General features: G+C 69.7%; 11 protein-coding genes and 1 tRNA gene. 6 read left to right on the forward strand and 6 right to left on the reverse strand.

Annotation, left to right across the window (positions count from 1 at the left end; translation table 11 throughout):
• Positions 1-287: 287 nt before the first annotated feature.
• The 3 genes from Dfulv_RS05690 to Dfulv_RS05700 all read right to left on the reverse strand — a co-directional run bounded on the left by Dfulv_RS05690 (position 288) and on the right by Dfulv_RS05700 (position 3812).
• Positions 288-1691 (reverse strand): ABC1 kinase family protein, encoded by a 1404-nt coding sequence (locus tag Dfulv_RS05690; protein ID WP_259861562.1) that lies wholly within the window; start codon positions 1689-1691, stop codon positions 288-290.
• Positions 1692-1700: 9 nt separating this feature from the next.
• A complete protein-coding gene (locus tag Dfulv_RS05695) occupies positions 1701-2771 on the reverse strand; it encodes a TOMM precursor leader peptide-binding protein (protein WP_259861563.1) in 1071 nt (356 codons plus the stop codon).
• A gap of 885 nt (positions 2772-3656) precedes the next feature.
• On the reverse strand, positions 3657-3812 hold the full coding sequence (locus Dfulv_RS05700; RefSeq protein WP_425516560.1) for a DUF5679 domain-containing protein: 156 nt from the start codon (positions 3810-3812) through the stop codon (positions 3657-3659).
• Between the two features lie 373 nt (positions 3813-4185).
• Here Dfulv_RS05700 and Dfulv_RS05705 point away from each other — a divergent pair, with 373 nt between their 5' ends.
• A complete protein-coding gene (locus Dfulv_RS05705) occupies positions 4186-4710 on the forward strand; it encodes a M48 metallopeptidase family protein (protein WP_259861564.1) in 525 nt (174 codons plus the stop codon).
• Positions 4707-5297 carry a hypothetical protein gene (locus Dfulv_RS05710; protein ID WP_259861566.1) on the forward strand — a complete coding sequence of 197 codons (591 nt, stop codon included), beginning with the start codon at positions 4707-4709 and terminating at the stop codon, positions 5295-5297. Before Dfulv_RS05705 ends, Dfulv_RS05710 begins: the two co-directional genes overlap by 4 nt.
• Here the strand turns inward: Dfulv_RS05710 and Dfulv_RS05715 are convergent.
• Positions 5290-6639: a zinc-dependent metalloprotease gene (locus tag Dfulv_RS05715; protein WP_259861567.1), complete on the reverse strand. Its 1350-nt coding sequence runs from the start codon at positions 6637-6639 to the stop codon at positions 5290-5292. The two genes, Dfulv_RS05710 and Dfulv_RS05715, sit on opposite strands and share 8 nt — an antisense overlap.
• Positions 6640-6695: 56 nt before the next feature.
• On the opposite strand from Dfulv_RS05715, the gene Dfulv_RS05720 reads away from it, so the two are divergent.
• From Dfulv_RS05720 to Dfulv_RS05730, 3 genes are all read left to right on the forward strand, one after another.
• Positions 6696-7730, forward strand: coding sequence for a YlbL family protein (locus tag Dfulv_RS05720; RefSeq protein ID WP_259861568.1), 1035 nt, complete (start codon positions 6696-6698; stop codon positions 7728-7730).
• A gap of 61 nt (positions 7731-7791) precedes the next feature.
• On the forward strand, positions 7792-10782 hold the full coding sequence (locus Dfulv_RS05725; RefSeq protein ID WP_406567937.1) for a UPF0182 family membrane protein: 2991 nt from the start codon (positions 7792-7794) through the stop codon (positions 10780-10782).
• A gap of 135 nt (positions 10783-10917) precedes the next feature.
• Positions 10918-10991 (forward strand) — tRNA-Met (locus Dfulv_RS05730).
• Positions 10992-11156: 165 nt separating this feature from the next.
• Here Dfulv_RS05730 and Dfulv_RS05735 read toward each other — a convergent pair.
• Positions 11157-11657, reverse strand: a complete 501-nt coding sequence (locus Dfulv_RS05735; RefSeq protein ID WP_259861569.1) for a hypothetical protein — start codon at positions 11655-11657, stop codon at positions 11157-11159.
• 61 nt (positions 11658-11718) lie between these two features.
• On the opposite strand from Dfulv_RS05735, the gene Dfulv_RS05740 reads away from it, so the two are divergent.
• On the forward strand, positions 11719-12276 hold the full coding sequence (locus tag Dfulv_RS05740) for a Uma2 family endonuclease (protein WP_259861570.1): 558 nt from the start codon (positions 11719-11721) through the stop codon (positions 12274-12276).
• Between the two features lie 41 nt (positions 12277-12317).
• Here Dfulv_RS05740 and Dfulv_RS05745 read toward each other — a convergent pair whose 3' ends face one another.
• The gene (locus tag Dfulv_RS05745) at positions 12318-13076 is read right to left on the reverse strand and encodes an SDR family NAD(P)-dependent oxidoreductase (protein WP_259861571.1); all 759 of its coding nucleotides are present in this window, start codon (positions 13074-13076) and stop codon (positions 12318-12320) included.
• Positions 13077-13090 lie beyond the last annotated feature (14 nt).

A 13090-nucleotide genomic window follows, 5' to 3' on the forward strand; every position in this document is an offset into this window, starting at 1 on the left:
GTCTGCGGAACACGCGGCCGACCCGGCTCCATCACACCGACCTTCGCACCAACCGACCCAGGAGCATCGTCATGTCCTTGCAACTTCTCCACGAAGCACTATCACGTGCGCGAATGCGTCGGCCTCAGGCTGTCCAGCACGCTGAGGCTCACCCGTCCGCCCGTCAGATCGCCATGCGCGCCCGGCGCGAGCAGGAGCGTCTGCTGAGCCGACACTGATTCCGGTTCCTACAAACACGGCGGGCCCTTCCCCGGTCTGGGGAGGGCCCGCCTTCCTTACGCCTGTCGTCAGGCTGCGTCGTCGGCGGCCTTGCGCCGGCGCGGCTGCTTCGGCGGCTTCGCCACCGTGGAGATCTTCCTCGTCGGCTCGGGCTCGGTGCCCGGCTCGGCGAAGCCCGGCAGCCAGCGCTCGAGGATCGCACGGTACTGCGCCTTCGCCTCCAGCTGACACAGCACGCCGATCGAGCCGAGCGTGACCCGGTGCGTCAGCATGTACGACGGTGGGAGGTTGAGCTGGCGGCTCAACGTATAGGCCGGGCTCTTCGGGTTGGCCAGCCGGCCCGCCTCGGCCCGCAGCCAGGCCCGCGTGAAGCGGAACTCCGGCTCGGCGATCGGATCCAGCATCGGCCTGATGTAGGCCAGCACCGCCTCGGCGTCGATATCGCCGCCGTTCTTCAGGAAGCCCTCGCCCTGCAGGCCCTCGAGCACCGCCTGGGCATCGCCGGACAGGGTCAGCCGGGTCAGCCGGCCGATGATCTCGGGGTGCCCGCCGGGCAGCCGTGCGACCGCACCGAAGTCGAGGACGCCGAGCCTGCCGTCGGGCAGCACGCGGAAGTTTCCCGGATGGGGGTCGGCGTGCAGCAGTTCGGCCCGCGCCGGCGCGGAGAAGTGCAGCAGCGCCATCAGGCCGCCGGCGTGGTCCCGCTCCTCCTCGGTGCCCGAGGCGATGATCGTCGACAGTGGCGTGCCGTCGACCCACTCCGTCACCAGCACTCGCGGCGACGAGATGAGCACCTCGGGCACGAAGATGTCGGGGTCGCCGGCGAACGCCGCCGCGAAGGCGGTCTGCGAGCGGGCCTCCAGCTCGTAGTCGAGTTCCTCGGTGACCCGGTCGCGGATCTCCTGGACGAGCGGCTTCACGTCGAGGCCGGGCTGGATGGCCTTGAACAGCCCGGCGAAGCGGGCCATCTGGTTGAGGTCTGCGCGCAGGGCGTCGCCCGCCCCCGGGTATTGCACCTTGACCGCCACCGGCCGGCCGTCGGCCCACACGGCGCGGTGGACCTGGCCGATGCTCGCCGCGGCGGCCGGCTTGTCGTCGAACTCGGAGAACAGGTCACGCCAGTCCTTGCCGAGCGACTCGGACAGGACCTTGTGGACGCTGGCGGCAGGCAGCGGCGGTGCGGCCTCCTGCAACTTGGTCAGAGCGGCTCGATATGGCCCCGCGAGCTCCTCCGGCAACGCTGCCTCGAAGACGGACAGCGCCTGCCCCATCTTCATGGCACCGCCCTTGAGCTGCCCGAGCACGCTGAACAGGTGCTCGGCGGTGCGACGCTGGACATCGGCGGAAACCACGTCGGCGGCCATGCCGGTGACGCGCTTGCCGAGGCCGAGCGCGGCACGGCCGGCGAGCCCCAGGGGGAGTGACGCCAGCCGTGCGGTGCGGGCGACTGCGCCCCTAGGGATCTCGGTCACAAGTCATTCTTACCCGGTCGAGGCGCTCCGACGACGGCGACGGCAGTCACAGCGTGGATGCGGCGCCCATTCTCGGCGCCGAAACTCGCCGGCACGCGGAATTTCCACGATCGCCGCCTCGGTGCGCGGGGCGGTCCCGTCGAGGAACGCCAGCACCTCGTCGGCGGCGAACGCGGCCCCGGCGAGGGCGGTCGTCGAGGCACATGGCTCCCCGTCGCGGACCGGCGTGGTGGCCAGCTGCGCGGCGAGCACGGGCCACGCCGGGTCGCGATCGCGCCGGTGCAGGTCGAGGCAGCGCCGGCAGGGCGAGCCGGTCGGCCGGACCAGCGGGCCGACCAGAACGGTCCCGAGGCGCACGGTCACGTCGAGCCGGGGCAGCGTGCTGAGCCGGACACCCCGCTTCGCCAGGGCCGACGGCTGGCGGTCGCCGACGCGCACCACGAAGTCGACGGCATCGGCCCGCACTGTCGAGACTTCGGTGTTCGGCGCGAACCGGGCGATCGCCGTAGCGGTGGCGATCGCCCGCGAGCAGTCGACGTCTTCGCTGCTCAGCCCGCCGACCAGCACGTCTGGCGCGGCCGTGACGCCGTCGACGGCCGGGTCCACGTGTCCGACCCCGGCCGCGGCCAGCACGGCCGCCAGCGGGGCGACCAGCGGCCCGTCACCGGCGACGACGACCTTGGCCGCATGCCGCCGCCGCAGCACGTCGGCCGGGCTGCGTCGTGCGCTGCCGCCGGGCTGGGTGCGCAGCCTGAGCCCGATCGCCGCCGCCTCGACGCTGAGGAGGCGGTGCGCCTTCGCCGGGAGCCCGGCGGGGACGAGCGCGTGCGCACCCACGACGAGGCCGGCCGCCTGCAGGGTGTGGACGAGGTCGAAAACGTCGCACTCGTCCAGCCCGAGCGCGTCCGCCGCGGTGCGCAGGGCCCGCTCGGTGTGCGAGCCGTCGAGCAGGTCGAGGACACGTGCCAGCTCGGGCTGACGGAGCTCGAGGATGACCGCGGTGGCGGGATCGGTGCCGAGCTGGACCGTGCGCTCGTCGCGCCAGAGGCGTCGCAGGTTGGGCAGTAGCGTCGGTCGCATGGCGGCGAGCCTGCCAGAAGGCGGCCCTTGCCCGGGTCGGTTGTCCACAGGCCTGTCCACTGTCTTCCGGGGTTATCCACAGTAATTCACCGAGTTATCCACAGTGAACTGTGTAAAAGCCGCAGAACGTGCGGGTCGAGTTGTGTTCTGGTGCGGCTTTGCTGCGCAGCCGCCCGGCTTGGGGTCTGGGTCGGCCGCAGCCGGGCAGCGGGCCGGAGCCGCCGGTCTCGAGACGCTGGACATGACCGGCACGCAGTGGTCCGGCGCTGGTCAGGGCCTGGGTGGTTGCCCTGCGCCCATCGGCCCCATCGGTCGGGTTGGTCGTGGTCCGGGCGGTTGCCCGCACCCGTCGCCCCGGCGGCCGGGTTGGTCGTGGCCAGGGCGGTTGCCTGCGCTCGGCGCCCCAGCGGCCGGGTTGGCCGCGCCGTTGGACGGGAACGGAGCGGCCCCCCTCAAGTGGACCGTGGGCGCGCTGGATCAGGCTGTGGCGGACGCCACTGCAGGACCCGGGACGGCCTTGTCAAGCCTTGACGGAACGGGGCCGTTCACACTGATCAGGCCGGCCGGCGACATGGCAGGGCACGGCCGGTTGGTCGCAGTTCCAGGCGGCGGCCGTATCGAGCGGCTGCAGCCCGCGTTGCGAGGCGATGAACCACCGGGCGGCCGTCGTGGTCCAAGCCGGCATGCCGTGATTCGGCGAACTGCCGTCCCCGGTTCGACCCCCGTTGTTCCCCCCACGGGCGGTCCACGCAGCCACACCAGGGCCACCAGGAACACGCCACCGAGCCTCGGCCCGTACAACCCCCTGATTCCTGCCGGGCCGGACAGAGCTGGCTGGACCGGTGAAACGCCGGCCAGCCTCCCCCCGAAGCCGCTGAGTGCTTGTCAGGCCTTGCCGAGGATCCGGTTGACCGTCGTGCCGCAGACCGGGCAGGCGCCCTTGGCCATCTTCATGCCGGTCTTCGAGATCGCGATCTCGCCCTCGAAGTCTCGCTTCTCCTTGCACTTGACGCAGTAGCCGTTGTAGGTCTCGGCCACGATGCCCTCCTCATCTCGTCCGGCACGCGGCGCGCACCGGTGCTGACCAGCTAGGCCAACGTGGTGAGTGTGCCTTGTCGGACACTCGGGGAAAGTGCGGTTACACGGGACACGCCGAGCGTAATCGGAAGATCTTCCTCCAACCGCACGGTACACACTATGCACAGCCTGGGGATAACTGTGTGGGTAACCCTGTGGGTAGCGGTGGATGAAATGCCCCGAGCGGCTGTCAACAAGCCCGACGACCGGTGGAATCTTTCCGGCGGAACCCCACGAATGGGTGACTTACGGACCCGCTCCGAGAGATTGGGCCTTGCGAAGGCATGGCCGCCTACGGCTAGCGTTCCTCCGTGAGCGGTACCCGGATGGGGCCGGCATGACACGGAAGCCGGTCATCGAGGTGCGGCGCAGCAAGCGCCGCCGACGCACGGTGTCTGCCTACCGCGATGGTGAGCGGGTCGTCGTGCTGATCCCCGCGCAGTTCTCCCGTGCGGAAGAGCGCGAGTGGGTCGATCGAATGCTGGAGCGCCTCGCCGCCCGTGAGCAGCGCGCCCGCCGCACCGACGTCGAGCTGACCACCCGCGCGCAGCGGCTGGCCGCCCGATATCTGCCCGACCACCCGGCGGCCTCCCGTCCGGCCAGCGTTCGCTGGGTGCAGAACCAGAACGGACGCTGGGGATCTTGCACGCCGGCAGACGGTACCATCCGCATTTCTCACCGCGTGCAGGAGATGCCCGACTGGGTCATCGACTACGTACTGCTGCACGAGCTGTCGCACCTGGTGATCCCGAGCCACAGCAGCGCGTTCTGGGCGCTGGTCGCCCGCTACCCGAAGTCCGAACGGGCCCGGGGGTATCTTGAGGGGGTGTCAGCGGCAGCCGGTCTCGGGATCACCGAATGACAGTGGCGGTGGTCATCGCGCTCCTGGCCCCCGTGGCCTGGTCGCCTCCGGGTGCCGACCCGGAGGCGTGGCGTGCGGCCCTGGCCGAGGACGTGGTCGACCTGCTCGCGCCGCTGCCGCAGATCCAGCCCGCGATCGCCGCGACCGAGCCCGACCTGCCACTGGCGGCCAAGATCGCCTGGCCGTCGACGAGGATCTACCAGGTCGAGACGCCCACCATCCGGGCCGCTCTGCACGCCGCCGCCCTCGACGGTCACGACAGAGCGGCGGTCGTGCTGGCTGATGCGCCCGACCTCCCCGCCATGTTGATCGGCAAGCTCATCCGCCCGCTGTCGACCCGTGCGCTGGCGGTCGCGCCGGCCCACGACGGCGGGCTGCTCGGCGCGGCCGCGCGGCTGCCGGTGCCCGAGTGGCTGCCCGAGCTGGACGCCGAGGCCGGCGACGTCGCGACGGCCCGCCGGGCCGCCCCGGAGCCGACGATGGTGGTGTCGGCGCCGGGCTGGCACCGCCTCCGCGGGCCGCACGACCTGCGCCGCCTCGATCCCGGCCTCGACGGCTGGGAGGCGACGCGCTCGCTGCTCAGCTAGGGTCGGTCGGCTTGTCCGGGCCGGTCTCGTCGTTGAACCCGAGATCGCCGAGGTCCAGCTGGGTCCGGGCGAACATGTCCGGATCGGCGAAGGCCTCTTCGTCGGGCAGCAGGTCGGGGTGGCCCCAGAGGGCGTCGCGGCCGCTGATGCCCCGGTGCTCGGTCAGCGCGTTCCACAGCGCGGTGGCCTCACGGAGGCGGCGCGGCCGCAGCTCCAGGCCGACCAGCGCGGCGAACGTCTGCTCCGCGGGGCCGCCGGCGGCGCGGCGGCGGCGGAAGGCCTCCGACAGCCGGACCACGTCGGGCAACCGGTCACCGGCGGCCCGGTCGACGACGTGGCAGACCCAGCCCTCGACGAGTGCCAGGGCGGTCTCCAGCCGGGCGAGCGCGGCCCGCTGCTGCGGCGTGTCCTCGGGCGTGAAGATGCCCTCGAGCACCAGCTCCTGCGGGTCGCTGCCGAGTGTCGTCGGGTCGAGCCGGCTCATCGCCTCCTCGATCGCCTCGCGGTCGACGTGGATGCCGGCCGCATACGCCTCGACGGCCGCGAAGACGTGACCGCGCAGCCACGGCACGTGGCCGAACAGCCGCTGGTGGGCCGCCTCGCGCAGTGCGACGTAGAGCCGGACCTGGTCGTCGGGGATCTCCAGGCCCTTGCCGTATTCGGCGATGTTGGCGGGGACCAGCGTGGCCGTGCCGGCGGGGCCGAGGGGGAGACCGATGTCGCCGGCGGAGAGCACCTCGGCGGCGAGCGAGCCGAGCGCCGTGCCCAGCTGGCCGCCGAGCAGCGCGCCGCCCAGGGACGCCACCATCGAGGTCATCGGGCCCATCTGGGCGCGCATCTCCTCGGGCACGAGCTCGGTCATCGCGGAGACCATGCGGGCCGCGACCGGGTCGCACAGCTTCTTCCAGACCGGCAGCGTCTGGTTGAGCCACTCGCCGCGGCTCCACGCGGACGTCGAGCGCACGCCCGAGGGCAGCGCCGACTCCGGTTCGAGCCACAGGTCGGCGATGCGCAGCGCCTCGATGACCGCCGCGCGCTCGACCGCGGTCACCGCGGGGTCGCCGACGGGCTTGGTCGCGTCAGTGTCTGCCTCGGCGGTCGGCACCGGGGTGCCGGGCATCGCGAAACCCACCGGGAACTGCGCCATGCCGGCGGCCGGGCCGCCGCCGGTGAGGTGGGCCTGTGCCAGCTGGCGGGCCAGATCCCAGTTGACCGGGCCACCGCCGGGCGTGGCGAACAGCTGCTGCAGCTGGCTCAGGAACTGCTGCATCTGGCGCGGATCATTGGGATCCGGCACGTCGCCGCCGGGCGGACCGAAGCCGAACGGGATGTCTGCGGGCATTCCACAACGGTACTCGCTTCCTGGTCTTGCCGGTCGGGAGCGCTAGGCTCGCCGCCATGAGACGTCGTGGCATCACCGTGTTGTTCGGCGCGCTGCTGCTATTGGTGTTGTCCTGGCAGGCGACGGTGGTCAAGGTGCCGTATGTCGAGATGGGTCCCGGTCCGACCTACGACACCCTGGGCACCGACACCGGCAAGCCCGGCGGCAAGCCGATCATCAACGTGAGCGGCGTCGAGGCCACCAAGTCCAAGGGTCAGCTGCGGATGACCACCGTGTCGGTCCAGCCCGAGCTGACGCTGCTCGACGCGATGGTCGGCTGGTGGCAGGACGACCGCGCCGTGGTGCCACGCGAGCTCATCTATCCGCCCAACCGCACCCAGCAACAGGTCGATGACGACAATGCGCGCGACTTCCAGGAGTCGCAGACCTCGGCGGAGACCGCCGCGCTGCGCAAGCTCGGCTACCCGGTGCAGGTGACCGTCAGCGAGGTGACCGAGGGCTTCCCCGCGCAGGGCCAGCTCATGAAGGACGACGTCATCAAGTCGATCGACGGCACACCCGTCACGTCGGTCGGCAAGCTCACCGAGCTGGTCCGGACCAAGCCGGCCGACACGCTGCGGGAGATCGAGTTCACCCGCGGCAGCGAGACCCGCAAGGTCAGCATCGCGACCAAGAAGGGCGACGACGGCAACCCCCGCCTCGGTGTGGTCGTCACCTCCAAGCAGCCCCACCCGTTCGAGCTGAGCATCCAGCTCGACCGCATCGGCGGCCCGTCGGCCGGCCTGATGTTCACGCTCGGGATCATCGACACCATCGAGAAGGACGATCTGACCGGCGGGCTGATCATCGCCGGCACCGGCACCATCGACGAAGATGGCAAGGTCGGACCGATCGGCGGCATCCCGCAGAAGCTCGTCGCGGCGAAGGCCGCGAAGGCGAAGTACTTCCTGACCCCTGCGGCCAACTGCGCCGAGGCTGTGGACAACGCGCAGCCCGGGCTTCCGTTGGTCAAAGTGGACAATCTGGACCAGGCGCTGGACGCGCTGACGGCGCTCCGGGCAGGTCAGACGCCGACGCTGTGTAGTCAATGACTACGCTGGACGAGTTTCCATACGCGAACGGGCGGAGTCGACCGTGGTAATGCGGAACCCGATGACCAGGGTGAGCCGGCGTGGCCGGGTCACGATCGCCGTGCTGGTGGTCGTCTTCCTGCTGTTCACAGTGTTCGACCGGGTGGTCGGGGCATGGGCTGACTACCTATGGTTCTCCGAGGTGAAATACACCCAGGTCTTCTCCGGGGTGCTCACGACACGCCTCTGGATGTTCCTGATCTTCGGGGTGGCGGTGGGGCTGGTCATCGCCGGCAACCTCTACCTCGCCTACCGCACGCGCCCGCTGCTGCGGCCGCACTCGGCGGAGCAGCACGCGCTCGATCGGTACCGGTTGTTCCTCCTGCCGCACATGGCCGGCTGGATCATCCTGGCGGCCGCCCTCATCGGCCTGTTCTCCGGGCTCTCGGCCCAGGGGCACTGGCAGGAGTGGATGCTGTTCAGCAACAGCACCCCGTTCAACAAGACCGACGACCAGTTCCACGTCGACCTGTCGTTCTACGTCTTCGAGTACCCCTTCTGGCGCTACCTCCTCGGCGTGGCATTCACGACCGTCGTCTTCTCGCTGCTCGGTGCGCTGGCGCTGCACTACCTCTTCGGTGGCGTGCGCCTGCAGGGCGCCGGCGAGCGGATGACCGCTGCGGCCCGCGCACACCTGACCGGCCTGGTCGCCGCGTTCGTGCTGCTGAAAGCCGCCGCGTACTTCCTCGACCGGCGGGGCCTGCTGCTCGACAAGTTCCCCACGCAGGAGCTCTACGGCGCGGGGTACACCAACGTCAACGCCCTCCTGCCGGCCAAGGAGATCCTGGCGTGGATCTCGATCGTCGTGGCGATCGCGATCCTCGTGTTCTCCAACGCGTTCATGCGCAACCTGGTCTGGCCGGGCCTCGCGCTGGGGCTGCTCGCCCTGTCCGCGGTGGCGGTCGGCGGCATCTACCCGGCGGCGGTGCAGTCGTTCACGGTCAAGCCGAGCCAGCTGCAGAAGGAGTCCGAGTACTTCGACCGCGCCATCAAAGCCACCCGTGACGCCTACGGGCTCAACGTGGTGGAGATGAGGGACTACGCCGCGGACAACCAGAATCCGCCGGCCGACCTCGCCAACTCCAAGGACGAAACGGTCACCAACATCCGGCTTCTCGACCCCAACGTGGTCGGGGAGACGTACACACAGCAGCAACAGGTCCGCGGCTTCTACGAGTTCAACCCGAAGCTCGACATCGACCGGTACACCATCGACGGCAAGACCCAGGACTACGTCGTCGGCGTCCGCGAGATCCGCTACGACCAGCTGCAGCAGAACAACTGGCAGAACCGGCACAGCGTCTACACCCACGGCTACGGCTTCGTGGCGGCGCCGGCCAGCGAGGTGGTCTGCAACGGCCAGCCCTTCTACGTCTCCGGCTTCCTCAGCGAGCAGGACAAGCCCGGCGACCAGGGCGGCCAGAAGTGCGCGTCGGACACCGACCTCATCCCCGTCAAGCAGCCGCGGATCTACTACGGCGAGCAGATGGGCAACGTCTACGCGGTCGTCGGGCGCGCCAGTGCCAACGAGCGCAACGCCGAATACGACCGGCAGACCGCCGGTGAGGACCAGTACTCGACGTACGACGGCAGCGGCGGCGTGAAGGTCGGCTCCTTCTGGCGTCGCATGCTCTACGCCGCGTACTTCCGCGAGACCAACTTTGTGCTGTCCGGCGTCCTCAACGACAACTCCAAGGTGTTGTACGTGCGGGATCCCGAGTCGCGGGTCCGCAAGGTGGCGCCGTTCCTGACCCTCGACAGCGACCCCTACCCGGCGGTCGTCGACGGCAGGATCCAGTGGATCATCGACGGCTACACCACGTCGGCGACGTATCCGTACGCGCAGCGCATCAACTGGAACACCGCGATCCAGGACTCGTCGACCAGCGGCCGGCTGTTCCCGGAACCGCGCCAGGACGTGACGTACCTGCGCAACTCCGTGAAGGCGACGGTCGACGCGTACACGGGCGAGGTCGTCCTCTACGCCTTCGACGAGTCCGACCCGGTCCTCAAGACCTGGAACAAGGCCTTCGGCGGCAAGATGGTCAAGCCGCGTTCGGAGATCTCGGCCGACCTGATGAACCACCTGCGCTACCCGGAGGACCAGTTCAAGGTCCAGCGTGACCTGCTCAGCCGGTTCCACGTCACGACGCCCGAGGGCTTCTTCTCCGGTCAGGACTTCTGGGAGGTCCCGAAGGACCCGGCGAACTCGTCGGCCGACCAGCCGCCGTACTACATCGTCGCGAAGCTGCCCGGCCAGGAGACCGCACGGTTCCAGCTCACGGCCGCCATGGCGCCGCGCAAGCGGGGCAACCTGGCCGCGCTGATGTCGGCGTCGTACGTCGACGGCAAGCCGAAGTTCGAGGTGCTGGAGCTACCGGCCAACACGGCCATCCAGGGCCCCAACCAGATGCACAGCGTCATGACCGGTATCTCCGACGCCCGGCGTGACCTGACGCAGTTCACGTCGAGCAACTCAGACGTGATCTACGGCAACCTCCTGTCGCTACCCGTCGGCAACGGCATGCTCTACGTCGAGCCGATCTATCTGCGGACGAAGAACGACAAGACGTTCCCGACGCTGCAGAAGGTGCTGGTCGCGTACGGACCGCAGTACAAGGCCTACGCCGACAACCTCACCGCCGGCCTCGAACAGCTGGTCAAACAGGTGAGCGGCCAGGTGCCGGTGCCGCAGACGGACAACAACACGGGCCAGCCGGCGAGCCCGCAGACCGGCAACCAGCCGGGCACCCCACAGGTGCAGGAGGCGATCGCCGCCATGAACAAGGCGGTCGCCGACCTCAAGGCCGCACAGCAGTCGGGTGACTTCGAGGCGTACGGCCGGGCGCTCAAAGCCCTGCAGGACGCGATCGCGCGGTACGAGGAGGCGGTGAAGGTGGCCGGGGCGACCCCGTCGGCCAGCACCTCACCGGGCGCCTCACCGGGAGCCTCGCCGAGTGTCTCGGGGTCACCGGGCGCCTCGCCGACGGTGAGCGTCGCCCCGCCGGGCTGACGGCTCGGACATCGGCTGCCGAGGCCGGTGCGCACGCTCGCACCGGCCTCGACCCAGCCTTAGGGTGATCCACGGCACGCCACCGTCCGGCGATTTGGAAGTCGGGACGATCGTGCGCTAATCTAAACAAGCCGACGCGGGGTGGAGCAGCTCGGTAGCTCGCTGGGCTCATAACCCAGAGGTCGCAGGTTCAAATCCTGTCCCCGCTACAAAGAGAAACGCCCCCTCAGGGATCACCTGAGGGGGCGTTTCGCATGTGGATGTAACCAGGAACGTAACCAGCGGGCCGCTAGATGCCGGGGGCGGTATGGCGTACGACGCCGGACAGCCGCACGCGGATCGAGCTGGTGACGTCGGATGCCTGGAACCCGCGTTCAGGTGCCTGATGTCTCGGCCGAGGCCAGTTCCTTGCTGGCGGTAACGCTCATATGCATCACCGGGTTCGGTCGGTCGGGCCGCCAGCCTTGGCGGAGCGCTGCCCGGATGGTGTCCGCAACCTCGGCCGGACGAACCGCCTTCCCTGAGGACACGAACCAGTTGTCCGGTCGCAGGGAGTCGGTCGTGACGACGAGTACCGAGCCCGGATCCTGCTCCAGCTCGACGGCGTAGGTCAACGCTGTCTCGGCCAGTCCTTGGCCCCATGTGGGCTTCGGGCGGATCCTCCAGCGATAGGTGATGCCGTCGACCGAGATGAGGCGGCTGCCCTTCTTCGGAATGGCCATGGATTTTCTCCGCTCAGGTGGTTTCGGGCGTTGCCGAAAGGCGTCGAGGTCGACCAGGAAGGCGTCGTACTCGTCGTTCGACTCGAACAGGTCAGGCCGGGTGAGGTCGTCAACGGAGGTAATCCCTGGCGACTTGGCTACGGCTTGCTTCACGCTGGGGGCGTTCTGGGGTCACGATCCCGGGTTCTCGCGGTCGGAGAGGTAGCATCGGCGCATGAGCGCGGAGGCTGTTGGCAGGCACATGCCGGCCATCATCACGCTCGACGACCTGGCCGCCATGATCTCTGCGGACACGCACGGCCGGCGGTATGAGACCAGTCCCGAGGGAGTTCTCTCAGTCGTGCCGCCTCCGGACAGTGAGCATGCTGTCATCGCTACCCGCCTGATGGCCTGGTTGATCGCTGCGGGCTGGCCGCTCGAGCAGATCATGCAGGTTGCGGGCATCCGCATTCCCGGCCCCGAGGGGGATGGTGGACGCATCCCGGACCTCACCGTGTGGTCGAAACCCCAGCCCCGGGCCGTCTGGCTGGCTGTCGCCGATCTGGTGCTCGTCATCGAGATCGTGTCGCGCGGCTCCGAGGCGATAGATCAGGGCGCCAAGGTGTCGGAATATGCGGCGGCCGGTATTGCGCAGTACTGGACAGTGGCGCGGGACGCGGCGCAGACGGTGACGCTGCACCGGCTCGGCACGGACGGCACCTACGAAGTGACGGCCAAGATGCCGCTGGCGTGGCTGCTGCAGACCGTGCCGGCCGACCACATCGGCGGCTGACCGCGTCGATCTGACGCGGGCGCGGCTGTAGCCAAATATGGTCAGCGGGTCAGGTGACGGCCGCCCGCAACGGAGAGGACCTCGCCGTTGACGTGGCCGTTCGCCGCTGAGCCCAGGTAGGCGACCGCGGAGGCCACGTCCTCCGGGGTGCAGATCCTTCCCGTGGGGGTCTTCGCTCCCTCGGAGTCGATCGCCTCCCTGCCGAAGCCCGGAGTGGTCAGGGCCCGCTCGGTCAGGGTGAAACCCGGCCGCACGACGTTCGTCAGGACGCCGTGGCGGGCCTCCCGCACGGCCAGAACTTTTGCGGCCGTCTCCAGGGCACCCTTGGCCGCGGGATATGCCACACCGGCCGGCATCGGCTGCTCCACCACGTCGGACGAGATGAACACCAGCCTGCCCCAGCCCGACGTCCGCATGCCGGGGAGGACGGCTTCGACCAGTGACAGTGTGCCGGTCACGTTGGTGGTCAGGCCGTCGGTCAAGGTCTCCCGGGTCTCCGGGTCCCACGTCGGCCAGGAGACGGCATTCGCCACCAGCACGGCGATCTCGCCGAGCGTCTGCCCGACCTCGCGCACCGCCGACGATGTCGACGCGCTGTCACGCTGGTCGATCCGCACCGCCATCGCCTTGCCGCCCGCCCGGGTCGCCCTGTCGACCACGGCCTGTGCCCGATCCTGGTTCCCGTGCCAGCCGGCCGCGACCAGCGCGCCCTCGCGCGCGAACGCCTCGGCGATCGCGCCGCCGATGTCGCCCGAGGCGCCGGTCACCAGCACCACCCGGCCGTCGATTCCCAGATCCATCCATGGCTCCCAAA

This window comes from Dactylosporangium fulvum (genome assembly GCF_025137375.1).
Lineage (GTDB): Bacteria > Actinomycetota > Actinomycetes > Mycobacteriales > Micromonosporaceae > Dactylosporangium > Dactylosporangium fulvum.